This window comes from Chitinophaga sp. YIM B06452, from assembly GCF_039655965.1.
Taxonomy (GTDB): Bacteria; Bacteroidota; Bacteroidia; order Chitinophagales; family Chitinophagaceae; genus Chitinophaga.
Genome location: NZ_JAWLKY010000002.1, coordinates 910,991 through 935,700, shown reverse-complemented (window position 1 = coordinate 935,700; position 24,710 = coordinate 910,991). Strand labels below are relative to the sequence as shown.

Genomic DNA, 24,710 nt, shown 5'->3' with positions numbered 1-24,710 from the left:
ACAAGCAGCATATGCCTGACAAAATCCGCGTGATCATCACCGGCGCCACCGGGATGGTAGGAGAAGGGGTGCTTCACGAATGCCTGCAACACCCGGCGGTGGAAGCCGTGCTTATTATCAACCGTAAACCTTCCGGCTTCAGCCATCCGAAGCTGAAAGAGATCATCCACGAAGATTTTTACAACCTTACACCGCTGGCCGCTGAACTGACGGGCTACAACGCATGCTTCTTCTGTCTTGGCGTAAGCGCCATCGGCAAAGATGAAGTAACCTATTACAAACTAACGCACACGCTTACGCTGCATGCTGCGGAAGTGATGTGCAAGGCAAGCCCTGAGATAGCGTTCTGTTATATTTCCGGTTCCGGCACAGACAGCAGCGAGCACGGCAGGGCCATGTGGGCGCGGGTGAAAGGCAAAACGGAAAACGACCTCATGCGGCTTCCCTTCAGGCAGGTATATGCATTCCGCCCGGGTTACCTGCATCCTACCAAAGGATTGAAGAATGTGAAACCCTATTATAAATACCTGAGCTGGATGTTTCCCTTCTTCCGCGCGCTTTTCCCTTCATTCGTGGGCACCCTCGCAGAGCTGGGGCAGGCCATGATCAAAGTGGCGCAGCATGGTTACAGCAAAAAGGTGCTGGAAGTGAAGGATATTTACAAAGTGGCAAACGAAGCCTAAATATCCGCTTCAAAATCTTCCGCGCAAAGCTGGGAATTGCAGGCCGCAGCGGCCGTATGCCCGCCGGATGCGGCGACGGATACCTGGTGCAGGCCGTCATGACTGATGTCTCCCGCTGCAAACACGCCAGGCACACTGGTTTCATACATCGCGCTTACGGTGACGGAGCCTGCTTCCGAAAGCTGGCAGCCCAGTTGTTTGGCCAATTCGTTCTGGAAAAGCAATTTCTCTGAGCGGTGGTACGCCGCCGTTTTCTGGATAGAACTGCCGTCTGTAAAGGAAATGCGGATGCCTTTGCCTTCTCTTTCCAATGTGGCGATGGGCGTTTCGATAATGGAGAATCCTTTGCGTTTTAGTTTCTCCGTTTGCTCCGCGCTTAATGTAGACGGGCCATTGGTAAGGAAGACAAGGTCTTTGTTCAGCTTAGACACCAGCATGGCATAATGCCAGGCATTATCGCCGTTTGAAATGATGGCCACCGGTTCGTTTTTCACTTCCCAGCCGTGGCAGTAAGGGCAATGGAACACGGCGTTGCCCCAAAGCTCCTGTATGCCGGGAATGGCTGGCATGCCGTCTTTCACGCCGGTGGTGATGATGATCTTCCTTGCGGTGATGCGTTCGCCGGAAGTGGCCGTCAATACAAAACCTTCTGCTGTTTTTTCAGCGGATCCGATGGTGAGTGATTGCAGCTCCACGGAAGGATACGGCAGGAGCTGTTCCCTTGCGATACGCAACAGTTCTGAAGGCGGAACGCCGTCGCGGGTGAAGAAGTTGTGGGCGTGCGCGGCGGGTTTGTTGCGCGGCGCGCCATTGTCAAATACGATCGTGCGCCTGCCGAAGCGGCCCAGTGTGAGCGCGGCGGACAATCCTGCGGAAGAACCGCCAATGATGGCGGCGTCATATGCTGTATTCATCCGGTAAAGGTAGGCCGATGTACCTTTCCGCATCTTGTGCAGATAAAGGAAAGAATTGCACTTTTCCCGGATTGATCAAAATCAGGATATATGTTCCTTCCTGATCCCAAGCTTTTTCATCTTGGAATTCAGCGTGGTGGGCGGCACATTCAGCAGTTCCGCCGCTCCGCCCATGCCCCAGATGCGGCCATTGCATTTTTTGAGCACGGTGAGAATATGATCCCGCTCGTTCTCATGAATGGTTTTGATGCGTTCCTCGGCCGCTGGCTCGGTTGTGGCGCCCTTGCGTTGCTGGGATGGAATGGGCACTTCTTCGATGATGTTGCTGCGCGTCAGCAGGATGCTTCTTTCTATGAGATGCTCCAGTTCGCGTATGTTTCCCGGCCAGTTGTATTCCATCATGCCGCGCAGCGCTTTGTCTGCCACGCCGGTGATGCGTTTGCCGGTTTTGCGGTTGAAGTATTGCAGGAAGTGGGATACGAGCGCGGGAATATCTTCCTTTCTTTCGCGCAGCGGCGGAATGGTGATGGGAAATACGTTGAGCCTGTAATAAAGATCAAGCCGGAAGCGGCCCTCCGCTACTTCTTTTTCAAGGTTGCGGTTGGTGGCGGCAATGATGCGGATGTTCACACGGATGGGCGCCCTGCTGCCGATGCGCTCCACTTCTTTTTCCTGCAACACGCGCAGCAGCTTGGCCTGCAGCTCTACCGGCATTTCGCCGATCTCGTCCAGGAAAATGGTGCCTTCGTGGGCCTGCTCAAATTTCCCGATCCTCTTGTCTGTTGCGCCGGTGAATGCGCCTTTTTCGTGGCCGAATAATTCCGATTCTATGAGCGTAGCGGGCAGCGCCGCGCAGTTCACTTTGACGAGCGGTTTGTGCTTGCGCGGCGACAGCTGGTGAATGCAATCCGCGATCCTTTCTTTGCCGGTGCCGCTTTCGCCCAGTATGAGAATGGAGGTGTCCAGCGGCGCTACCTGCGTAATGTTGTCGAATACATTCAGCAACAGGTGGCTGCTGCCTACAATGCCTTCAAAGCCCGAAGCATGCCCGGAAGGCCGCAACGCTGTGGCCACAGCCGTTTCCATGGTGCCAAACTGCGCGAGGTGCTCCGTTATTTTGGACAATGCGGGCGCCAGGCGGCCAAACAACGTGATGTGCGCGGGATTGTAAGCATCGGGCCGGCGTGAGTAAAAATGAAAATAAAAATGATCGCCTTTGCCGAATGAAATTGGATACACCATATGGCTGCCCATCCTGAAACCATCTGCCACCAGCTTATGCAGCCCGGCAGGCTTTGCAAGCTGGCGGAAGCTGTCGTCGTTATAAAATGCCGCTTTGGATGTTTGACCGATACCGTCATACACCTGGTTCAGCGCAGGTTCTTTCATGCCGGTGATGGCGGCCAGTTCGCGCAGGCCAACGTGCTGGTATTCGTTGAAACCGGTGCGCAGGAAGTCTTTCCCGTGGATCACGGTACCGTCGTGCAGCTGCATAACAGCGGAAAAATAATCGAATGGAACAAAGGCCTGCAATGCCATGGCGCATTGCAGCAGTTTCTGGTCGCGGTTTGCGGGGCTTTCCCGGATGGCGTCCAGCTTGTTGTGCAACGTAGATTCCCTGCGCAGGCTCGATTCCAGGCTGTTCTCGTGCCGGTAGCGCGCAATTTCGAGGGTGATGAGCAGGTCTTTTTCACGGTAGGGCTTTACCAGGAAGCCATACGGCTGTGTGGCTTTTGCGGCGAAGAGCACGTCCTGGCTGGAGTTGGCGGACAGATACACGAAAGCGATATGTTCTTCGCGCAGCTGCTTCGCCAGGTCTATTCCCGTTTGTTTGCCCTTCAGGAAAATGTCCACCAGCACGAGGCCCGGCCTTTCTTTTTCTATCAGCTCCAGCGCCACCGGCACTGAGCGGGCAATGCCGCATACTTTATAGCCGGCTTTTTCAAGCATCAGCCGGAGGTCGTTGGCTTCAACGAACTGGTCTTCCACGATCAGCACTTTATCGTTCATATCCGAAAATATTTAAGCAGTAATTGGTTTTCTTATGTTCACTTTGTTATGCATATCTGTCTTTCCCGTTCACGCCTGCACTTGTTCAGTGGTTGAAAATGCGAGAACGGGATGTTCGTCGTCATGATCGAAAGCAATGGAAATGCAGGCGCCCTGCCGGTTCCGGATGTTGAAGCGGCCACCGAGGTCTTCGGTAAGTCCCTGCATCAGGCTCATGCCGAGGGAGCTGCATTGCAGGTGATCGAAATCCGGCGGAAGCCCCACGCCATTGTCCGCAATGGTAAGCACAGTACGCCCGTCCGGATGCTTTTCCAGCCTGATGCTGATGGCGCCGTCGCGCTTGCCGGGGAATGCGTATTTGATGCTGTTGGTGATCGCTTCATTCAAAATAAGGCCCAATGGCACCGCCTGCGACACATCCATTTTTACGTTGGCCACCTGCAGGTCGAAACGGATATTCTGCGAAGCATCAAAACAATCCATGAGGTATTCCGTCAGTTCGTGGATGTATGGCGGCATGTCTATCATCGCCACATCGTCTGACTGGTAGAGCTTTTTATGGATCAGCGAGATCGCCTGCACACGGTGCTGGCTGTGTCTGATGGCATTCAATGCGGCGTCGTTCTGCAGGTAAGCGCTCTGGCTGTTCAGCAGGCTCATCACGATCTGGAGGTTGTTCTTTACGCGGTGATGGATCTCTTTCAGCAGCCATTCTTTTTCGCTCACCAGGTGCTGCAGCGAAATGTTCTGCTGGTTGATCTCCTTCTGCTGCGCTTCCAGGCGCTTGTTGCTGCGGCGTTTCATCTGGTAACCGTAATACAGCAACCCTACGATCACCAGCAGCAGGCTCACGCCGCCATAGGTCACTTTCCGGAGTATCCTTTCCTGTTGCAGGCGGCTTTGCTGCAGCTGTGATTGTTTGGTAAGCAGCTGGATGTTCTGTTCCTTGAGTTTCAGGTCCTGGTCTTTCCGTTCCGCTTCGATCTCTGCCTGCCTGCGTTTCAGCAAAGCCTGCTCCAGCCGGGTTTCGCGGAGCATGCCCTGGCGGGTGAGCAGCAGGATGTCCTGCTCGCGGAGCAGCAGGTCTTTTTCTTTCAGTACCAGCGCCTGGTCTTTCTTTTCGGTTTCGTATTGAATTTGCAGTTCCTGTATCTGGCGGCTGGTAAGAGTGTTAAAGATGGAGTCGTTGAGGGATTTATATCGCTGGTAATGGCTGATGGCGGAGAGATAATCGCCGCGGGCCGAATCTGCGCGGAAAAGCAGCAGGTGCGCATCTTTGGCGGTGGCTACGGAAGCTATCAGGGATCTTTTCAGGTGATAGTCTGCGCGCGGGTACTGCCCCCGTTCCAGGTAGAATTTGCCGATATTGTACTGGATGTCTGCGTAGGTTTTATCGGCTATCCGCGTGTGTCCCAGGTCGTAGGTGTTTTCCAGGTAATATTGTTCGGCGAGGTCATGCTGGCCGAGGATGTTGTAGCAGGTGGCCAGGGCATTGTGCATGCTGATCTTCGAATAATATGTTTGCGGCGGGAATTGTTTGTAAAGTTGCAGCAGCATTGCCAGCCCGTCTTTCGTTTTCCCGTCCTTCACCATTTCCTCTACCAGCTTGCCGGTAACGATGTAGTCGAAATCATCGGGAGGATTGTGATGGGCGGCATCCAGCGCGCGCCGGTACCAGGTAATGCTTTTGGGCGGCTGGCCAAGGTCGGAGTAAATATCGCCGGTATTTTCGTAGAGCTTGTGTATGCCTGTAAAATTGCCGGTTTTTTCCAGCAGGCGGATGCTTTTAAGTGAATGGTCGAGCGCCAGGTTGAGGTTGCCGCGGCTGCGGTAAATGGCGCTGAGGTAGCTGTGCAGCTTGTGTGCGAACGGATTTACGGCATCGGGGTATTTTTCCTGCAATTGCAGCAGTACTTTCTCGGATTGCCCGGGTTGTGTATCCTCCGCCAGTTGAAATGCATATTGCAGGGTGGCATTTATCTCAAGGTTTTTATCTTTTGTTGCGGCTGCCAGCGTGGCACTTTGCAGGTAGGCATTGATAATCGTGGAATAGTTGTGCCGCATCCGGCGGATGGTATTGCCGATGAGCATCCAGGTGAGGGCTTCTTCGTGTTTGTCGTTCCTTTTGCGAAGTTCGGTGATCACTTCCCCGAAAATGTTCATCCCACCTGCTACATCGTTCATCAAAAGAGCGGTACGGCCTTTCTCGCGGCGTGCATTGTGCAGGCAGGTGTCTTGCGCGGTTCTTTCGGCGATGGCTATTGCTTCGGTGAAATACAGGTCTGCCACCTGCAATTTTCCCTGGTCATAGATGGGGAAGCCGCTCTGGTATTCCTTTCCCAGCTGCATCAATTTTTGGTAACGCGCCATGCCGGCGAGGCCCCGTATCTGTTTGTCTGTGTTCTCTCTTTTCATTTCCAGTGCGGCTAGGATACTGTTGCAGGCTATGATGCGGTCGTTGGCTTTCGCGGCCTGGTAAATGCCCAGGGCTTCTTTGGCCGCGCGATACGCACTATCGTGCAGGCTTTTGTTGAGATAATACCCGGCCATCCTGACAAGCACATCTGCTTTCCGGCCGCCGCTCAGCTCCGGTATGATCCTGCCTGCTTCGGTATATTGTTTTGCTTCGCAGTGGATTCTGGCCAGCTGCCATAAGTTCCGTTCCAGCGGTTCTTTCAAGCCCAGTCGCCTGCACAGCGCTATGGCCTGGCGGGTATAGAGGAAGGCAGTATCCATGTCCGTTTTTGCTGTTCCCGGTTTTGCGAAATAAATGTAGCCGAGCATATGCAGCGCCTCCGCTTTGGGAATACCTTCCAACTGGCTTACATAGGAAAGGGAACCGGCCAGTTTGCCGCCTTCGAAATAGGCTTTGGTGACAAGGTTGCAGGCGTTGTCGTATTGTTCTTCCAGGTGGTGCTTTTTTGCGATGGCCATGGCCTGCCTGCCGTAGAGCACGGCACTGTCCAGGTCGTAATCGAATTCCCCGGGCTTGTACAGGTAATGGAAGGCGATATTGTAGAGCACTATGGCGTGCCTGGGTGGCGAAAGCAATTGCGCCGTCCTGACGGCGGAAGGAATGTCTCTCCGTTCCACGTACAGGTTTCCTTTTTGCAACCCGCAGTAATCATATTGATCGTGCATTCCCAGCTTAGTGCTCAGCGTTTCGGCAGATAGAAGGAAATACATCGCGCTATCAAGGTCCTGCGGAATTTCTCCGGGTTTGTAGAGGTAATGATGGGCCAGCCCAATGAGCAGATGTACCCTGGCGCTGTCATTACGCTCCTGCGCCAGGTTTTTCCGCAGGTCTGCGGCGCTTTGCGCGGTGGCGGCGTATGCCAGGCAAATAAAGAATACGGTACTCAGCCAACGGCGGCGCATATGGTTTGGATTTAGATCTTAACGGGCATAAAACAGGCCAATCACCTGCAAACTGCCTGTTACAAACAGGAGCCTGCGCGAAACGCCTCAATGTCAATACAACCGGATTGCTGGTGATGATAAAAGACTGGGAAATGATGGTCGGCCAGAGGCAAAATTACTACTTTATTTCGTTGCGAAAAAAAACGGCGCAACGGTATATCGTTGCCGCCTGTACCAGTGATCCCTTAAAACCCACTGACTTGTAGCGGTTTGTGTGAATGGCACCGGTTTGGGATAGCTAAACGAAAGCAGCTACATGAACACGATCGTATTCCTGACCGGGGCCTTCGTCAGCAGCCATTGCTGGGACCCATGGATAGAATTCTTTGAGCAGCGGGGATACCATTGCGTTGCGCCGCCCTGGCCCCATAAAGATGCGCCCGCACTGGTGCTGCGCAGCCGGCAGCCGGATGCCGCCATTGCATCCATCAGGCTGGCGGACCTGGTGAATTATTTTACCGACTTCATTACGCAGTTGCCCGGAAAACCTATACTGGTCGGACATTCGCTGGGAGGGCTGCTGGTGCAGCTGCTTTTGCAGAAAGACCTGGCAGTGGCCGGCGTGGCTATCCATTCGGTACCGCCCGCCGGCTTGGTGTCTTTTAAATGGTCTTTCCTGCGCGCCACCTGGGCACCGCTGGGTTTCTTCACCCCGGCTTCCCGTTCATTCCTCATGAGTTTTCCTCAATGGCAGTACGCTTTCACGAACGGCATGCCATTGGCGGAACAAAAAGTGGGGTATGAAAAATTCGCCATTCCCGAATCCAAACGCGCCCTGCGCGACGGGCTCACGGGCGTGGCGAAAGTAGATTTCAAACGCCCGCACCCGCCGTTGCTCTTCATAGCCGGCAGCAAGGATCATATTATGCCGGCTTCGCTGAACCACTCCAATTTTAAACGATATGCAAGATCTCCGTCTGTCACGGAATTCAAATTGTTCGAGGGAAGGAACCATTTTGTGCTGGGGCAGCCCACCTGGCGGGAAGATGCTGCTTTCATCGCGCAGTGGCTGGGCCGGCATGTGTAAGTGAGTGTTCCAGTTTTTTCAGCTAATTTTGGCCGGGCCCGGTATTTGCCGGGCAGGAGCATATGGTAAGGAACAGGAAGCATCTCAGGCGCTGGCAGGTATTTTTATGGTCTTTTAAAGACGCCTTTACGGAATTGCAGGCAAACGACCCGCTGCGCATGGCCGGGGCTACGGCGTTTTTCACGACATTTGCCCTGCCGGCCATCCTGGTGATCATTCTCCAGGCGCTGCGCCTGCTGTTTGAGCCGCGCGTTATCTCCCGCCAGCTGTTCGACCAGATGATCCAGATCATCGGCCCTGAAGTGACCCACGAAGTGATCGAAACGCTGAAAGCCTTCAGGGGCCTGGCGCAGAACTGGCTGATCGCTATCGCGGGTTTCGTGTTCCTGTTATTTGTAGCTACCACGCTGCTGAAAGTAATGACCAGTTCTGTGAACCAGCTATGGCGCGTGAGGCCCATTGCTGCGGGCAATTTCAGGCATATTATGCTGAGCCGCCTGCGCGGCGTGGCGCTGATTCTTTGTACCGGCATACTGTTCGTAGTGGGCATCCTGGCAGATTCCGTGCAGGGCTTCACCGGTAAATATGTAGCGCGTTTTGCACCGGAGCTTTCCATTTATTATAACGGTGTGCTGCGTTACGGCATATCCATCTTCACGGTTACGCTTTGGTTTGCGCTGGTATTTTTCCTGCTGCCCGACGGGCGGCCGCGCTGGAAGATATTGCTGACCGGCGCGCTGGTGACCAGTGTGCTGTTCAACATCGGCAAGCTCATCCTGCGATGGCTGCTCACTTACAGTAATATCAACAGCATCTACGGCGCTTCCGCATCCATGGTGCTGTTATTATTGTTCGTGTTCTACGTGGCGCTGATCTTTTATTACGGCGCATCTTTCGCCAACGTGTGGGCCAATGCAAGCGGCAAGCCCATCCAGCCGCTACACTACGCCATCAAATATCAGCTCACCGATGTGGGGCGCGAAGATGTATGACCTTAGAATCCTGCATTTTTTCTTTCTATTCGTACGTCCGACACAGTTATACTGTCTGCCTGGTTGCGCCAGGCGCGCCGGATGTATCCTGCGATGGCGGCTATGTCTTCATCGGGCATGAAAGCAAAGCCAGGCATTTGTTCGCCGGTGTTCTTTTTGCTTCCTTTCAATATCATTTGCAATAATTGCCCTGCATTGCCGGTTACCAATTTGCTCCTGTCCAGCGCGGGGAAGGAGCCTTTTATGCCTCTGCCGTCAGGCTTGTGGCAGGCTTCGCAATAGTTGGCATACAGCAGCGCGCCTTTGGCGAGTGCGGCAGTATTCAGGTTGACTGATTTTGGCAGCACAGGCAGGTTGCCGGCTGATGGAATGGGAAAGAGGCGGATGATCCGGTCGTCGTGCGCTTTCGGGAAACCTTTGCCGGGGTTCCAGTCGCGGTTGCTGGTGGCAATGTATACGTCGCCACCGGGCGAAACGCAGAGATCGCGGATGCGGCCGAAGACGCCGGTGAGATAAACGTTTTCGCCCAGCACGGAATCCTGCGCTTCATTTAGCCTGATCACGCGCAGGCTGGCGTTTTTGAGGGTGCCCATGAGAATGGTGTTCTTCCATTCGGGAATATTACCGGACATATAATGATCAATCCCGGCTGGCGCGATGGTGGGCGTCCAGGCGAAGGCCGGCGGGACGAAGGCGAATGTATCCGCATACGTTTTTTCTTTAGCGCGGTCCGCATATCCTTCGATGTGCGGCCAGGCGTAATAGCCGGTTTTATGAATGAGGTTCAGCTCATCGTCTGTTGCATCGCCGTGCTCGGATGCGAAGAAGTTGCCGCTGGAAGTATAGGCCAGCCCCTGTATGTTGCGGTGGCCGCGGCTCCACATGTAGTTGCCGGGATAAGGATTGTCGGCGGGGATGGAGCCATCGGTATTCATACGCAGTATTTTCCCGTTCAGCGAAGCAGTGTCCGACGCATTGGGATAGCGGGCAGCGTCGCCGGTGGCGAGCATCACCCTGCCGTCTGGCGAAATGATCACGCGGGAGCCGTTGTGGCCGGTATTGCCGGGGTATTCGAGCAGCAGCAGCGGGTCTTTCAGCGTATCCGCGGTGCGTGTGTAGCGTACCAGTTTTGATACAATGGTAGAGTCTTCTTTGAGATGCGTGTAGTCCACGAACACATATGGCGCTGTAGGATGAAGTGCCATGCCCAGTAAGCCGAGCGAGCGGTGGCGGTATACTTCTGGGATGACGAGCATGATCTTCCGTTCCCCCGTTTCCGGTTTTACCGCGCTGATGGCGCCGCTTTGTTCGGTGAACCAGATGCGGTCATCAGGCCCCCAGCAAATTTCCCATGGCACATCCAGGTCCTGGATAATTGTGCTTACGCCGAGCGTGGTAGACTCCAGTACCAGCGCGCTTTCCGGCTGCTGCATGAAGTTTGTTTTTTTGCCGGGCCGGCAGGCGCTTCCTGCAAGAAGGCATAGGAGCAGGAGCGGGATAGGCGTTGATCTTTTCATGGTATCCAGTTTTCGGGTACGTTACCGTAAAATAGAGATATTTCCGTGGATTTTATAATACAGGAGATAAATTTTAATGATGATCCGAGTATTGACCAATGCCGCCGAAGTTTGTCATTGATCAGGGAAGTCCGTCATTGCGAGGAGCCGCGGAGCCAAAGCGGGAAGAGATGAGTTCGTCATTGCGAGGAGCCGCGGAGCCAAAGCGGGAGGGGCGAGGAAGCAATCTCCTCCATGGCCTGTAGTACGCCAATTCAATGAAGGAGATTGCTTCGTCGCATCTCCTGCCGCACTGAATCCTTTATCGCTCCTCGCAATGACGGGTTAGCTCCCCGCAATGACGACCTTTTGTACGGATACCGTATATTTACGAAATGCGAAACCCGGAATATGATGCGGTGGTGGTGGGATCGGGGCCTAACGGTCTTGCAGCTGCCATCACCCTGCAACAACAAGGTCTGAACGTATTACTGGTAGAAGGGAAAGCCACCATTGGCGGCGGCCTTCGCAGCGCGGAGCTGACCCTCCCGGGTTTCCTGCATGACGTATGTTCCGCTATCCATCCCCTGGCTGCCGGTTCTCCTTTCTTTCAAACCTTGCCCCTGGCGGATCACGGGCTGAAATTTATATACCCGTCCATTGCCGCGGCACATCCCTTCGATGATGGCCATGCGGCGGTGCTCAGCACGAACATGGCACAAACGCTGGGATCACTCGGGAAAGATGCGGACGTTTACCGTCAGCTGATGGAACCGCTCATGAATGCCTGGCCACAGATCATCAACGACGCGCTGGGTCCTTTGCAGATACCTGCTCATCCTTTTAAAATGGCACAGTTCGGGCTGAAAGCATTGCAGCCGGTCACCAGCCTCGTGCGCCGGTTCAAGGAATCATATGCCCGCGGCCTGCTCGCAGGCATGGGCGCGCATGCCATACAGCCGCTGGAAAATATAGCCACGTCAGCCATCGCGCTGGTGCTTTCCGTTGTGGGGCATCTCAGGGGCTGGCCTGTGCCGCGGGGCGGCTCGCAGCAGATCGCCCATGCGCTGGCACGATACTTCACTTCCATCGGCGGCAGCATCGTTACCAACACTTACATCAGCCGCCTGGAGCAATTGCCTTCGCACCGCGCCCTTTTGCTGGATGTAACGCCGAAACAGCTGTTGGAGATCGCAGGCCACCGGTTCTCTTCCTTCTATAAATGGCAACTGGAAAAATACCGCTACGGCATGGGCGTGTTCAAAACAGACTGGGCCCTGTCTGAGCCCATTCCCTTCGCCGCCGCGGCCTGCAGGGAAGCGGGAACGGTGCATATCGGCAACACCGCCGGCGAAATTGCCCTGTCTGAAAAACAAACAGCTGCGGGCCACCACCCGGATAAACCTTTTGTGCTGCTGGCACAGCAAAGCCTCGTGGACCCTTCGCGCGCGCCGGAAGGCCGTCATACCGCCTGGGCTTACTGCCATGTGCCCAATGGCTCACGCAAAGACATGACCGCCGCCATCGAAGGGCAGGTGGAAAGATTTGCCCCCGGCTTCAGGGACGCGATCCTCGCGCGGCATACTTTTAACACAGAAGAGCTGGAAAATTATAACCCGAACTACATTGGCGGAGACATCAACGGCGGCATCATCGATATCCGCCAGCTGTTTACCCGCCCCGCCCTGCGGCGCTCCCCCTACCGCACTTCCGCAAAGGGCATTTACCTCTGTTCTTCCTCCACGCCTCCCGGCGGCGGCGTGCACGGCATGTGCGGCTATCATGCCGCAAAGTGTGCGTTATCGGACATTTTTAAAGTGAGGCTACAGCCGCTTGCCGGTGTTACCCGTTAAGGGCCATTCCTCCCCATTCGCAACCATTTATCAAGGGCGTGCAACTTATCGTGCGCCGGGGCGTCTTTGTTATATAAATCGTCGTGCCCGGGTCAGGTTTGCCGGAAAGTATTCCAGTGCAGCAGAATAAGGATGAGCGGGAAAAATTTGTGCGTTGCATCTCCGAACTTTACATCATTAACCTGCCCCGTTCCAAAACTTAACTATAAGAAACAGACAACAGACCGCTTATGAAGAAACGCTCCATACTGATCATTTTATTGCTTGCTGCCCTGAACACAGTATTTGCGCAAAGCATCAGTGTGAAAATTACCGATGCCTCCGGAAACCCGCTTCCATATGCCAGTGTAGCCGTGCGGAAATCCGCAGACAGTACCCTCGTGAAAGGCCAGATGAGCGATGCGGACGGCAAATGCCTGTTCGAAAAGATCGCTGCCGGTTCTTATTACCTGGAAGTTTCCCAGATGGGATTCACCACCAAAAAAGGCAATGTATTCCAGGTGAAGGAAGCAGCCGTAGACCTGAAGACAATCGCGCTGGAAGCCGCTCCCAAAAGCCTGAAGGGCGTGGAAGTAACCGCGCAGAAACCATTCATAGAAAGAAGCGAAGGCAAAACCATCCTGAACGTGGAAAGCAGCGTGGCTGCCGCCGGCAATACCGTGCTGGACCTGTTGCGCCGCGCGCCGGGTATTACGGTAGACAAAGATGAGAACCTCGTCATGAAAGGCAAACAGGGCGTTACCGTTATGCTCGATGGAAAGCTCACTTACCTTTCCGCCGAAGCCCTGGCGGAACTGCTGAAAAGCATGACCGCGGAATCCGTTTCACAGATCGAGATCATTACCAGTCCCAGCGCAAAATACGACGCTGCCGGCACGGCAGGTATTATCAATATCAAAACCAAAAAAGGACAGATGACCGGCACCAACGGCACGCTCAACCTGAGCGGCGGCGGAGGCAGGTACATGTTCTTTTCCACCGGCCTCTCCCTCAACTGGCGCACCAAAAAATTCAATGTATTCACCAATTTGAACTGGGCCGACCGCCAGTTTTTCAATACCCGCCTGCTGCACCGCAAAACGCCCGGCGACGTGCCGCTGCATTTCCAGCAGGACGTGTTCCAGAAAGGCCATTTCCTCAACCGCTCCGGCAAAGCGGGCATCGACTGGTACATCACTGAAAAACAAACCATCGGCTTCATGGTGAACGCCTACCGCAACGCCTTCTGGCGCGATGCGCCCAGCGCCACGCAGATAGCAAGGCAGAGCAATATGATAGTGGATTCCATCCTCTATTCTTCCGTAGCCGGCAACAACCGCTTCAACAGCACTTCCTACAACCTCAATTATAAATTCAAGCTCGATACCAGCGGTTCAGAATTTAGCATGGATGCGGATTACATGAAGTTCAACAACAACATGAAGACCTGGATGGCAGATAGCGTAAAGGTGATGCAGGATAACTCCGTGCATGACCAGAACGCTGTGCGCACCCTGCCATATACAGATATCACGATCCGCAGCATCAAGGCTGATTTTGTGAAAGCGGTCACCAAATCCAGCAAGATAGAAGCCGGTGTGAAAGGCAGTTTTGTGACCACGCAGAACAATATGCGTTATGATTCCCTCAAAAACGGCGTGTACCAGCCCGTGTACGAACAATACGACGAATTCCTGTACGACGAGAACGTGCTGGCCGCTTACCTCATCTATAAAAAACAATTCAAGAAAACCGATTTCGTGGTGGGGCTGCGGCTGGAGCAGACCATTTCAGATGCAACGAGCAATACGCTCAAGAGCAATGTTAAAAGGACGTACCTCGATTATTTCCCCAACTTCACGGCGGATCATAAGTTCAGCGACAACCACAAGCTGGGCATTACTTACAACAAACGGATCAACCGCCCCGGCTACGGCATGCTGAATCCCTTCATGTTTTTCCTGGACAGGTATACTTTTTTCCGCGGCAACGCTTACCTGACGCCCGAGTATATCCATAACACCGAGCTGACGTATACTTTTAAGAACAAATACATCGCTACCCTCGGCTACAGCCGCGTGAATGATGTGTACGATGAGTTCCTGATACTGGTCCCGGAAACAAAAGTGACCATCAGCACCAATAAGAACCTTGGCCGGCAAAACAGTTATTCCCTCAACCTCACCCTGCCTTTCGACCCGGTGAAGTGGTGGAATACGAGCAACAACCTCTCCGCGTATTACAACGAATACAGGATCCTGGATTCCCTGGGTAATTTTAATACCTCGCAGCTGTCGTGGAACTTTAATTCCACCAACACCTTCACCCTGCCGCACGACTTCAAGTTCGAGCTGAGCGGATGGTATGAAGCGCCGAACGTATATGGCATATGGGTTTCAAAATCCATGTGGAGCGTGAACTGCGGCGTGCAGAAAACAGTGCTGAAGAAAAAAGGCACCATCAAAGTGAATGTGAACGACATTTTTGCTTCCCAGCGCTTCCGCGGCGTAGCGGAGTTCAACAATATTTACCTGAGCGTCAACAACCGCTGGCAAAACAGGACATTGAACGTGGCCTTCAGCTACCGCTTCGGCAATACTAAAATGGAAACCAAAGAAAGACAAAGCGGCACCGATGAAAGCCGCCGCGCAGGCAACTGATCCTGCTAACCCGTTAAATTATGCGATCCCCTGCTTCCCGGCAGGGGATTTTTTTGCAACCGTTCCCACAACTTTTCCCGGAAATAATTCTGCTTGCCGAATTGAATTTTTACTATTTTTGGTTGACCACGGTATGCAATAAGAATTCCACATCACAGTTCCCATGGAACCAGTTAATAATGAAACCGAACTGATACGTTACGCTGCAGCGGGCGATGCTACGGCATTTGCGGCCCTTTTCAGGTTGTATAAGGACAAACTTTACGGTTTCCTCCTTCGTGCCACCGGTTCACCGGAAATGGCGGAAGACATTGTGCAGGAAATTTTCCTACGCCTCTGGAAGAACCGTGAGAAGCTCCCGGAGATCAGCCAGTTTGGTGCATATATTTACCAGATGGCCCGCAACCAGGTGATCAATTCCCTGAAACGCATGGCCAAAGAGACCCTTATACTCGACGAACTGGGCAAAACCCGCGAAGCCGTGCGCATGGACGCTGAAGACCGGCTGAATGTGCAGGAAGTGAACAAACACCTGCTCACCGCCCTCGAAAAACTCACGCCACGCCAGAAACTCGTATACACGCTCAGTCGCGACAAAGGGCTGAAGCACGACGAGATCGCCCGGTTCCTGGATATTTCCCCTTCTACCGTGAACAACCACCTCATCGAGGCGCTCCGCCTCATCCGGCAGCAGCTGAGTGCCAGGCCGGAAGCCTTTACCATCTTCATTTTCTGCTTCCTGGAAATTTTTTTATAAAAAAACCAGGTATACTTTCTTTCCCGGTTGTCTATATACCAGGGTAAACCACTCAATATGCTGAGAGAACGATTGCTGTACCTCATGGAAAGGTACTTTAAAGGCGCATGTACGGAGGAAGAGCGGAAAGAACTGGCGCAATACATTCATACCGCGCAGGACGATGCGCAGCTGAAAGAGGTGCTGGACAATACCTGGAACCGCTTTCAGCCGGAGGCGCCTATGCCCGCCGCCGCGGCAGACCGTATACAGGCCGCGTTGCTCTCAGAAGGAAACGCCGTGGCGCCCCTGCGCAGGCGTAAACCCTGGCTGGCGGCCGCCGCTGCGGCATTGCTGTTACTGGCGGCCGGAGGGTTCTGGCTCGGTCGTGAAAAAAAGCAACCCTTCGCGCAGCAACCCTCGCGGCTACCGCTGGTGGCCGATGTGCCGCCCGGCGGTAATAAAGCCGTGCTTACCCTTGGCGATGGCAGGACGATCACCCTGGACAGCTCCGGCAACGGCGTGCTGGCGCAGCAGGGCAATATGAAAATTATAAAGCAGTCCAACGGAGAGCTGGCTTACGAACAGGCAGGGCAGGGGCAGGCCGAAGTATTATTCAATACCATGCGCACCCCCAGGGGAGGGGAATACCGTCTTACGTTGCCCGATGGCAGCCGCGTGTGGCTCAACGCCGCATCGTCCGTCACTTATCCTACCGCCTTTACCGGTGAAAGCCGCGAAGTATCCATTACCGGCGAGGCCTACTTTGAAGTGGCCAAACAAGCCGGGAAACCTTTCCGTGTAAAAGCCGGCGCCATGAGCGTGGAGGTGCTGGGCACACACTTCAATATCAATGCCTATACAGAAGAAAAAACCGTGAAAACCACGCTGCTGGAAGGAGCTGTGAAAATTGCCGCCGCGGGAAAAGAAACGTTGCTGAAACCCGGCCAGCAGGCGGGCTTGCAGGGCAACGGCTCGCTGCAGGTGAAGAACGACGTGAACCTGGATGAAGTAGTGGCCTGGAAGAACGGCCTGTTCCAGTTCAACGACGCAGACATGCCGGCGGTGATGCGGCAGTTGGAAAACTGGTACGACGTGAAAGTGATCTACGAAGGCAAAGTGCCTGAAAGAAGCTTTGGCGGCGCTATGCAGCGTTCGCTGCCTTTAACGGACGTATTGAAGATATTGGAGGAAAATGATGTGAAGTTCAGGCTTGAAGGAAGAAATTTAATCGTTATGAAATAAATACGGGGCCAGAAAAAAGCCAGAAATGCTGCGAACATCTCTGGCGGACGTTTGGCCGTAGCAATCAGAACAATCGGTAAGACAGCCTAATTATTCAACCAAACAATGCAAATGTATGCAATTTAAACTTATCGCTTTACGTAAGCGGGCCGCCGCTGCTATACCCTGGCTGGTATCGCTCCCGGCGGGCGATGCGGCTGCCACGGGCCGCTTCCGCTACTCAACCAAAATACTGTTAGCTATGAAGTTAACATGCTTTTTCCTGACGGTGCTTTTCCTGAATGTAAGCGCTACCGGCCGTTCGCAAACCGTCAGCTTTTCCGGTAAGAATGTAAAACTGACAACGGTCTTTTCCGCGATCCGTAAGCAAACCGGGTACGTGGTATTTTATGACAACAACCTGATCAGCACCACGCAACCTGTATCTGTCGCACTCAAAGACGTATCCATTGAAACCCTGCTCTCCGCCAGCCTGCAAGGCCAGGGGCTGAGCTATACCATTACGGATAAAACCATTTCCATCCGCAAGCTGCCGTCTATACCGAGGCTGCTGATGCCGGTGGCGCAGCAGGCTGTGCCGCTGACAGGCAAGGTTGTGGACGACACAGGGCAGCCGCTGCCCGGGGTGACCGTGCTTATCAAAGGCACGCAAACCGCTACCATGACGGATGAGAAAGGTGAATTCAAACTGCCCGATGTGAAAGACAATGCCACCATCGTGTTTTCCTACATCGGGTTCGAGAAACAGGAGCAGGAGCTGAATGGCAGGCGCAGGCTGGAGATCAGCATGAAGCTGGCGGATAATACCGCGCTGGAAGGCGTGGTAGTAGTAGGTTACGGCTCGGTGAAAAAAAGCGATCTCACCGGCTCCGTGTCTGCCGTACAGGGAGACGCCATCACCCAGCGCAAGACCACCAATATCTCCGCCGCATTACAGGGCGCTATGCCCGGAGTGATGGTGACCCGTTCCGGCAACGCTCCCGGCGCCGCGCCGAGCATTCGCGTACGCGGCATCACCACCATCAGCGGTGAAGGCGCCACCCCGCTCTACATCCTGGACGGCGTGCCCATCGACGATATCAATTCCATCAACCCGAACGATGTGGATAATATCTCCGTGCTGAAAGACGCAGCTTCAGCATCCATTTACGGCTCCAGGGCTGCGGCCGGCGTTATCCTCATCACCAGCAAAAGGGCCAGGAATGGGCAGCTGAACCTGGATTACACATACGAGTACGGTATCGAAAAAGCCACCAAGCTGCCCGCATATGTGGATGCCGTGCGTTATATGCAGCTTACCAACGAGCTGCGCTGGAACGATAACGGCAATAATGCCAACGAATACCCTACCTACGCAAAGAACATCATCGACAATTATTACGACCTGCATGCACAAAACCCTGATGAATATCCCAATACGGACTGGCGCGGCCTCATCCTGAGCAAAAGCGCGCCACGGCAGAGCCACATTATGAGCCTTTCCGGCGGCGGCAAGAATATCCGCACGCGCGTTTCGCTGGGATATGATAAATCCGACGCCCTGTATCCCGGCCGCACGTACGAACGTTTGACGGCCCGCATCAACAACGACATCACCATTTCAAAATACCTCTCCGCCAGCGCGGATATTAATTTCCGCCGAACGACCATCAAGCAGCCTGTCAACAATCCCATGTACAAAATGGGCATCGTGCCGCCGATCTATGCGGCCATGTGGAGTGATGGACGGATCGGTGCGGGTAAAGACGGCGCGAACGTTTACGCACTGATGAAAGAAGGCGGTTTTTACAATGACTGGTACAACCAGATCGGCGGTAAGATCGGCGTGGATTTTACGCCGATCGAAGGGCTGAAATTCTCAGGCGTCGTGTCTCCCTTCCTCAACTTCAACAAACACAAACACTTTACCCGCAGGCTTCCCTACACCTCCTGGAGCAATCCCAACTCCATTTCAGGTTACATAGAGGGCGCCACGGAAACCAAGCTGGAAGAGGACCGAAACGATAACTACCGTTATACCATCCAGTTCATGGCCAACTACATGAAGCAGTTGGGCAAGCATAATATCAACCTGCTGGCAGGTTACGAATACTTCCATGCATTTAACGAAGACCTGGGCGCTTACCGCGGGCAATATGTGGTGAGCAATTATCCTTACCTGAACCTGGGCCCGCTTGAATTCCGCGACAACAACGGTTCTGCCTGGGAAACAGCCTACCGTTCATGGTTCGGCAGGGTGATGTACAACTTCGACGAAAAATATCTTTTACAGGCCAATATCCGCTTCGACGCTTCTTCCCGCTTTGCGCCGGGCTACCGCTGGGGTTCTTTCCCGTCTGTGTCTGCCGGGTGGATCGTATCGCAGGAGAATTTTATGCAGAATACCGCCGGCTGGCTGTCTTTCCTGAAACTGCGCGCCTCCTGGGGCTCGCTGGGCAACGAAAGGATCGGTGACTATCCTTACCAGGCGTTGCTCCGTTTCGAAAACAATTCTTTGTTCTACAAAGGCAATACCGTACAAAGCGCCCAGTCTGCCGCACAATGGCAATATGCCATCCGTGATATCACCTGGGAAACCACCCGCTCCTACGATATTGGCGCAGACGTCAACTTTTTTGATAACCGCCTGCGCGTTACCGGCGATTATTTCCGCAAAACCACGCACGACATGCTGCTGCAGCTGGAAATACCGGACTACATCGGTTACGACAACCCATACCAGAACACCGGCAAGATGTATACCAAAGGCTGGGAGCTGCAGGCTGGCTGGTACGACAAAAAAGGCGATTTCTCCTACAGCGTTTCTGTAAACGTTTCAGACTTTGTCACCAAAATGGGTGACCTGGGCGGAACAGAATTCGTGGGCGACACGATTAAAACTTACGGCAGCGAATTCAATGAATGGTATGGCTACCGCGCAGACGGTCTTTTCCAGACACAGGAAGAAGTGGACAAAGCTCCCAAGCTCAACGCCAACACAAGACCGGGCGATATCCGGTACCAGGACATCAGCGGTCCTGCCGGTGTGCCTGATGGAAAGATCTCTCCTGAATACGACCGTGTGCTGCTCGGCGGATCCTTGCCGCGATACATGTACGGCGCAAACCTCCAGGTTGGTTACAAGAACTGGAACCTGGGCGTCGTGCTGCAGGGCGTGGGCAAGCAGAACATACGTCTCACCACGGACATTGTGAGACCACTGCTGGAGAACTACGGCAATTTCCCCGCGATCATCGACGGGCAGAGCTGGAGCAAATATAACACGCCGGAACAGAACCAGAACGCGAAATATCCCCGTTACACCAATACCGCGGCTGGCAACAACTACGCCATGTCCGACTTCTGGCTGATCAACGGCGCATATTTCCGCCTGAAGAATGTGAACCTCAGCTACAGCCTGCCGAAACATCTCGTAAACCAATTGCATATCCAGGATGTACGTGTATACGGCACTGCTACCGACCTGTTTTCCGTGCACAATTTCCCGAGAGGCTGGGATCCTGAGAATGTATACCTGGGCTATCCCATCACGGTATCCTACGTGCTGGGCGTATCTGTTAAGTTTTAAACCGTCAATCAATGAAACGCAAAATATTGATCACCTGCATCAGCGCATTCCTGCTGGCCGCCTGCGGAAAACTGGACCTGAACCCGCTTTCCGACGGATCCAGCGAAACCTGGAATTCCAATGCGGAAGAAATAGAAATGTCCCTCAACGGGCTGTATAAAGATGCATTCTGGCCTGTAGACAATGACGACTGGACAGATGATTTCCTTTACCGCGACGTGACCACACCCGTTACCGGTGCTACCATCAATGGAGAGACGGATTTTGTGAAAAGCTGGTGGGTAAACGGTTACAAGGCAATCGCCCGGGCCAACAACGTGATCTTCAGCATCGGGCGCGCTTCCGGGAAGCTGAGCGCCGCGCAGATCAGCCGTTATACTTCCGAGGCGAAGTTCGTGCGCGCTGCCATGTATGCAAGACTGGTATCACACTACAACAATATCATCTACACCGAAACCGCGCTGGATATAGAAGAAGCAATGAAGCTGAAGCAGGTGGACAGGACCGTGACCGTTCCGAAGATCTACGCAGACTTCGACGAAGCCGCACTGAACCTTCCCAAGACCTACGGCGCCAGCGAGCTGAAACGCGCCACCTCCGGGGCCGCGCTGGCCCTGAAAGCGCGTTTCGCGCTGCAAATGGGCGATTACCCCATTGCTGCCGCTGCTGCAAAGGCCTGCATGGATCAGAACGTTTACAAGCTGCATGCTGATTTCGGCAGCCTGTTCCTGTCTAAAACAAAGAACTCCGCAGAAACCATTTTCGGCCTGCCAAGATCCGTTGCGCTTAAAGTAACATTGGGCGACCTGCAGAACTATGTACCGCGCAACGCCGGCGGCTGGGGCGCAAAGAACCCTTCCTGGGACTTGTTGTGCTCGTTCCTTTGTAAAGACGGCCTGCCCATCGACGAATCGCCGCTGTACAACCCGCGCAAGCCCTTCGAAAACCGCGACCCGCGCTGTACCGCTACCATACAGGAATTCCAGAAATCCCACCTCGGCTACACCTACCAGCCGCACCCGGATTCGCTGAAAGTTTGGAAAGATGCGGACCAGAAATATGTTGAAAACAAAGACACCCGCTCCGTAGCCATTTTCGCGTCCTACAACGGGCTGGTATGGAAAAAAGGCGTGGACGGCGACTGGCTGCTCAACTCCTGGACTGCCGAGCCCGACAAGATCATCGTTCGTTACGCGGACGTACTGCTGATGTACGCCGAAGCGAAGATCGAACAGAACCAGGTAGACCAGTCTGTACTGGACGCGATCAACCTCGTGCGCGCCCGCGCTTACGGCGTGCCTGCGGCCAATATTGCAGAATACCCCGCAGTGACCGTAACAGGCCAGGCAGCGCTGCGCCGGATCGTGCGGATGGAGAGAAGGATGGAGTTTGCTTTGGAAGGCGTACGTTACATGGACATCATCCGCTGGAAGATCGCGGAGAAAGTGCTGAACACGCCGAACTTCGGCCTGCTGGACCCTGCGGACCTGCGCACCAAAATAGTGCAGCCTGGCCTGTGGTTCTTCCCGCAAACACCAGATATCGACGAGAACGGTTCCGCCAACCTCCTGCCGATGTACAACGCCGGCCTGATCAAACAGATCGCGCTGAGGAAATTTGACGAAACGCGCCAGTATCTCTGGCCTATTCCAACTTCAGAGGTGCTGAGCAGCCACCTCACACAAAACCCGAATTATTGATGATGCGGATGAAAATGATCCTGCTGGCGGGCCTGCAACTGGCAGGCCTGTCAGCTTTTGCACAGGCAAATAAATATCCTTCCTACAACGGCGTTTACCCGCACCTGGCGATGTACAACAAGGAAGGAGAATGCGGAACAGGCGCGGTGGTGCCCTGGGCAGGCAAGCTCTGGGTGATCACCTACGGTCCGCACCTGCCGTTCGGTTCGTCGGACAAGCTGTATGAGATCTCTCCCTCGCTGGAGCAGACCGTGAGGCCGGAAAGCATTGGCGGAACGCCCGCTAACCGGATGATCCACAAAGAAAGCAACCAGCTGTTCATTGGTCCTTACGCGATAGACGGCAGCGGCAAAGTAAGAGTGATACCCTACACTGCCATGCAGGGCAGGCATACCGGGAATGCCCGCCACCTCAGCGATCCCGCCGGGAAAATTTATTACGCCACTATGGAAGAAGGATTCTATGAAGTGGATGTAAAGACCCTGCAGCCCACCATGCTGTATGAAGACGGGAACAAGAAACCCAAAGAAAAAGACGAAGCCAAAAACTACCACAACGAGCTGCTGCCCGGCGCCCATGGAAAGGGCGTATACAGCGGCCAGGGCGTGATGGTGTTTTCCAACAATGGCGAGCCAGGCTCACAGGCGCTTAAGCAGTTCGACATAGAAGCCGGCTCGCTTTCTGAATGGGATGGAAAGAACTGGAAGGTGGTGCGCCGCAACCAGTTCGTGGAAGTCACCGGCCCGGGCGGCATCAACGGCAATGCGAATCCCGCAACGGATCCTGTCTGGGCTACCGGCTGGGATCATAAATCCGTACTGCTCGGCGTTCGCGATAAAGGCAGCTGGCATTTCTTCCGCCTGCCGAAGGCCAGTCACAGCTACGACGGCGCGCATGGCTGGAACACCGAATGGCCGCGCATCCGCGATATAGGCGCTGCCGGCAAACCGGATTACCTGATGACGATGCACGGGCTGTTCTGGCGCTTTCCCGCAAACTTCAGCAGCACGCATACTGCAGGCATCCGCCCGCGTTCCGCCTACCTGAAAGTGATCGGCGATTATACCCGCTGGAACAACCAGCTGGTATTTGGCTGCGACGATTCAGCGCAGAAGGAATTCCTCAACAAACGCAAAGCAAAGGGTAATATCGAAGGGCCGGGCCAATCCAATTCGAACCTTTGGTTCACAACGCTCAACCTGCCGGACCAGCTTGGTCCTAACACCGCAGAAGGCGCGGTTTGGCTGAATGAGAACATAAAAGCGGGAGAGCCTTCGGAGCCATTCCTATTCGCCGGCTGGCCGGTGCGTACCGCATGGATAAAAAATAACGGTAACGCAGATACGAAATTCACTTTTGAAATTGGTGAGCAGCAATGGTCAGTGGTGAAAACAATATCGGTTCCGGCAGGAGAAGCCGCGCAGGCTGTATTTCCTGCCACTGCCCCCGGCGAATGGATCCGCGTGAAAACAGATGCTGACGTTAAAGCCACCGTGCAATTCACTTATGCACAGAAGGATGCGCGTGGAACCGTTCCCGCAAATATTTTCAACGGCCTGGTGAAAACCACCGCCGCACCGGCGACCGGCGGCCTGTTATATGGGCTGGGCGGGGATCGCAGGGCATTGGGCCTGGCCACTGATAATGGTTATTACGAGCTGAATGCAAAAATGGAACTGCAGCGGAAAGACGATGCATCCACACTTTCCTTCATCAAGGAAAAATTCGCCATTCCCAAACAAGCAGTAACCGTGGAAGCCGCATCAGTACTGATCACAGACGATAACGGCCGGCGCTGGCGCCTGCCACTGGGCAACAGGGGCTTTACGAGCCTGACAGAACAAGGCGCATTGCGCATTTGCCGCGAAGTGGCCACGGAAAGGGACCTGTTGAACTGCCATGGCACATTTTATGAATTGCCTGCGGAAAACGCGGATGGTTATGCCAAAATCCGCCCGGTGGCTACGCATAATTTCCGCATCAACGATTATGCATCTTACCGCGGTTTGCTTATCTTAACGGGGTTAGATGCTGACACGAAAAGTTCGCGCATCATCCGCTCCGCAGATGGCAAAGCTGCTGTTTGGGCGGGCGTGATAGATGACCTCTGGAAGCTGGGCAAACCCACCGGCAAAGGCGGCCCCTGGTCTTCCTCGGCTGTCAAAGCCGGCGAGCCCTCCGATCCTTACCTGATCGGGTTCTACGACCAGCGTAGTTTGCAACTTTCCCATAAGGCCGCTGCCCCTGTTTCTTTCACCATCGAAATGGATCCGGTGGGCAACGGCGTATGGATGAAATATAAAACAGTCAACGTAAAACCAGGCCAAACCTTCCTGCACAAATTCCCGGAAGGCATACAGGCGCGGTGGATACGCTTTACAGCCGATAAGGATTGCGAAGCCTCCGCCATACTGGAATATAAATAAT

The 24,710-nt window shown here is 54.1% G+C and carries 14 protein-coding genes; 10 read left to right on the top strand and 4 right to left on the bottom strand.

All coding sequences use genetic code 11. The features are described from left to right. Positions 1–11 precede the first annotated feature (11 nt). Positions 12–683: an NAD-dependent epimerase/dehydratase family protein gene (locus R3I13_RS13500; RefSeq protein ID WP_346318489.1), complete on the top strand. Its 672-nt coding sequence runs from the start codon at positions 12–14 to the stop codon at positions 681–683. Here the strand turns inward: R3I13_RS13500 and R3I13_RS13495 are convergent. The 3 genes from R3I13_RS13495 to R3I13_RS13485 form a co-directional block, all read right to left on the bottom strand. Further along, positions 680–1,597, bottom strand: a complete 918-nt coding sequence (locus tag R3I13_RS13495) for an NAD(P)/FAD-dependent oxidoreductase (RefSeq protein ID WP_346318488.1) — start codon at positions 1,595–1,597, stop codon at positions 680–682. The two genes, R3I13_RS13500 and R3I13_RS13495, sit on opposite strands and share 4 nt — an antisense overlap. Before the next feature lie 81 nt (positions 1,598–1,678). After that, entirely contained in the window at positions 1,679–3,607 is a 1,929-nt protein-coding gene (locus R3I13_RS13490; protein WP_346318487.1) for a sigma 54-interacting transcriptional regulator, read from the bottom strand. A 69-nt stretch (positions 3,608–3,676) separates the two neighbouring features. Beyond that, on the bottom strand, positions 3,677–6,985 hold the full coding sequence (locus tag R3I13_RS13485) for a histidine kinase dimerization/phosphoacceptor domain -containing protein (RefSeq protein ID WP_346318486.1): 3,309 nt from the start codon (positions 6,983–6,985) through the stop codon (positions 3,677–3,679). A gap of 298 nt (positions 6,986–7,283) precedes the next feature. Between R3I13_RS13485 and R3I13_RS13480 the strand changes: the two genes are divergently transcribed. Together R3I13_RS13480 and R3I13_RS13475 are read left to right on the top strand one after the other, a co-directional pair. Continuing rightward, positions 7,284–8,054, top strand: a complete 771-nt coding sequence (locus tag R3I13_RS13480; protein WP_346318485.1) for an alpha/beta hydrolase — start codon at positions 7,284–7,286, stop codon at positions 8,052–8,054. A gap of 62 nt (positions 8,055–8,116) precedes the next feature. Further along, positions 8,117–9,046, top strand: coding sequence for a YihY/virulence factor BrkB family protein (locus tag R3I13_RS13475; protein ID WP_346318484.1), 930 nt, complete (start codon positions 8,117–8,119; stop codon positions 9,044–9,046). Between the two features lie 2 nt (positions 9,047–9,048). Here R3I13_RS13475 and R3I13_RS13470 read toward each other — a convergent pair whose 3' ends face one another. Then, positions 9,049–10,563 carry a PQQ-dependent sugar dehydrogenase gene (locus R3I13_RS13470; RefSeq protein WP_346318483.1) on the bottom strand — a complete coding sequence of 505 codons (1,515 nt, stop codon included), beginning with the start codon at positions 10,561–10,563 and terminating at the stop codon, positions 9,049–9,051. A 374-nt stretch (positions 10,564–10,937) separates the two neighbouring features. Here R3I13_RS13470 and R3I13_RS13465 point away from each other — a divergent pair, with 374 nt between their 5' ends. From R3I13_RS13465 to R3I13_RS13435, 7 genes are all read left to right on the top strand, one after another. Then, entirely contained in the window at positions 10,938–12,395 is a 1,458-nt protein-coding gene (locus R3I13_RS13465) for an NAD(P)/FAD-dependent oxidoreductase (protein ID WP_346318482.1), read from the top strand. A gap of 230 nt (positions 12,396–12,625) precedes the next feature. Further along, positions 12,626–15,034, top strand: coding sequence for an outer membrane beta-barrel protein (locus R3I13_RS13460; protein WP_346318481.1), 2,409 nt, complete (start codon positions 12,626–12,628; stop codon positions 15,032–15,034). A 163-nt stretch (positions 15,035–15,197) separates the two neighbouring features. Next, positions 15,198–15,791 (top strand): RNA polymerase sigma-70 factor, encoded by a 594-nt coding sequence (locus tag R3I13_RS13455; protein WP_346318480.1) that lies wholly within the window; start codon positions 15,198–15,200, stop codon positions 15,789–15,791. A gap of 57 nt (positions 15,792–15,848) precedes the next feature. Next, positions 15,849–17,015 carry a FecR family protein gene (locus R3I13_RS13450; RefSeq protein ID WP_346318479.1) on the top strand — a complete coding sequence of 389 codons (1,167 nt, stop codon included), beginning with the start codon at positions 15,849–15,851 and terminating at the stop codon, positions 17,013–17,015. A gap of 115 nt (positions 17,016–17,130) precedes the next feature. Then, entirely contained in the window at positions 17,131–20,583 is a 3,453-nt protein-coding gene (locus R3I13_RS13445; RefSeq protein ID WP_346318478.1) for a TonB-dependent receptor, read from the top strand. 11 nt (positions 20,584–20,594) lie between these two features. Next, positions 20,595–22,283, top strand: a complete 1,689-nt coding sequence (locus R3I13_RS13440) for a RagB/SusD family nutrient uptake outer membrane protein (protein WP_346318477.1) — start codon at positions 20,595–20,597, stop codon at positions 22,281–22,283. Continuing rightward, positions 22,283–24,709, top strand: coding sequence for a hypothetical protein (locus R3I13_RS13435; protein WP_346318476.1), 2,427 nt, complete (start codon positions 22,283–22,285; stop codon positions 24,707–24,709). Before R3I13_RS13440 ends, R3I13_RS13435 begins: the two co-directional genes overlap by 1 nt. Position 24,710: the final 1 nt, after the last annotated feature.

Coding starts and splice junctions, on each gene's coding strand:
- R3I13_RS13445 (WP_346318478.1), top strand. CDS start 17,131: ATGCAATTTAAACTTATCGCTTTACGTAAGCGGGCCGCCGCTGCTATA.
- R3I13_RS13470 (WP_346318483.1), bottom strand. CDS start 10,563: ATGAAAAGATCAACGCCTATCCCGCTCCTGCTCCTATGCCTTCTTGCA.
- R3I13_RS13480 (WP_346318485.1), top strand. CDS start 7,284: ATGAACACGATCGTATTCCTGACCGGGGCCTTCGTCAGCAGCCATTGC.
- R3I13_RS13455 (WP_346318480.1), top strand. CDS start 15,198: ATGGAACCAGTTAATAATGAAACCGAACTGATACGTTACGCTGCAGCG.
- R3I13_RS13440 (WP_346318477.1), top strand. CDS start 20,595: ATGAAACGCAAAATATTGATCACCTGCATCAGCGCATTCCTGCTGGCC.
- R3I13_RS13465 (WP_346318482.1), top strand. CDS start 10,938: ATGCGAAACCCGGAATATGATGCGGTGGTGGTGGGATCGGGGCCTAAC.
- R3I13_RS13460 (WP_346318481.1), top strand. CDS start 12,626: ATGAAGAAACGCTCCATACTGATCATTTTATTGCTTGCTGCCCTGAAC.
- R3I13_RS13435 (WP_346318476.1), top strand. CDS start 22,283: ATGATGCGGATGAAAATGATCCTGCTGGCGGGCCTGCAACTGGCAGGC.
- R3I13_RS13500 (WP_346318489.1), top strand. CDS start 12: ATGCCTGACAAAATCCGCGTGATCATCACCGGCGCCACCGGGATGGTA.
- R3I13_RS13450 (WP_346318479.1), top strand. CDS start 15,849: ATGCTGAGAGAACGATTGCTGTACCTCATGGAAAGGTACTTTAAAGGC.
- R3I13_RS13475 (WP_346318484.1), top strand. CDS start 8,117: ATGGTAAGGAACAGGAAGCATCTCAGGCGCTGGCAGGTATTTTTATGG.
- R3I13_RS13485 (WP_346318486.1), bottom strand. CDS start 6,985: ATGCGCCGCCGTTGGCTGAGTACCGTATTCTTTATTTGCCTGGCATAC.
- R3I13_RS13495 (WP_346318488.1), bottom strand. CDS start 1,597: ATGAATACAGCATATGACGCCGCCATCATTGGCGGTTCTTCCGCAGGA.
- R3I13_RS13490 (WP_346318487.1), bottom strand. CDS start 3,607: ATGAACGATAAAGTGCTGATCGTGGAAGACCAGTTCGTTGAAGCCAAC.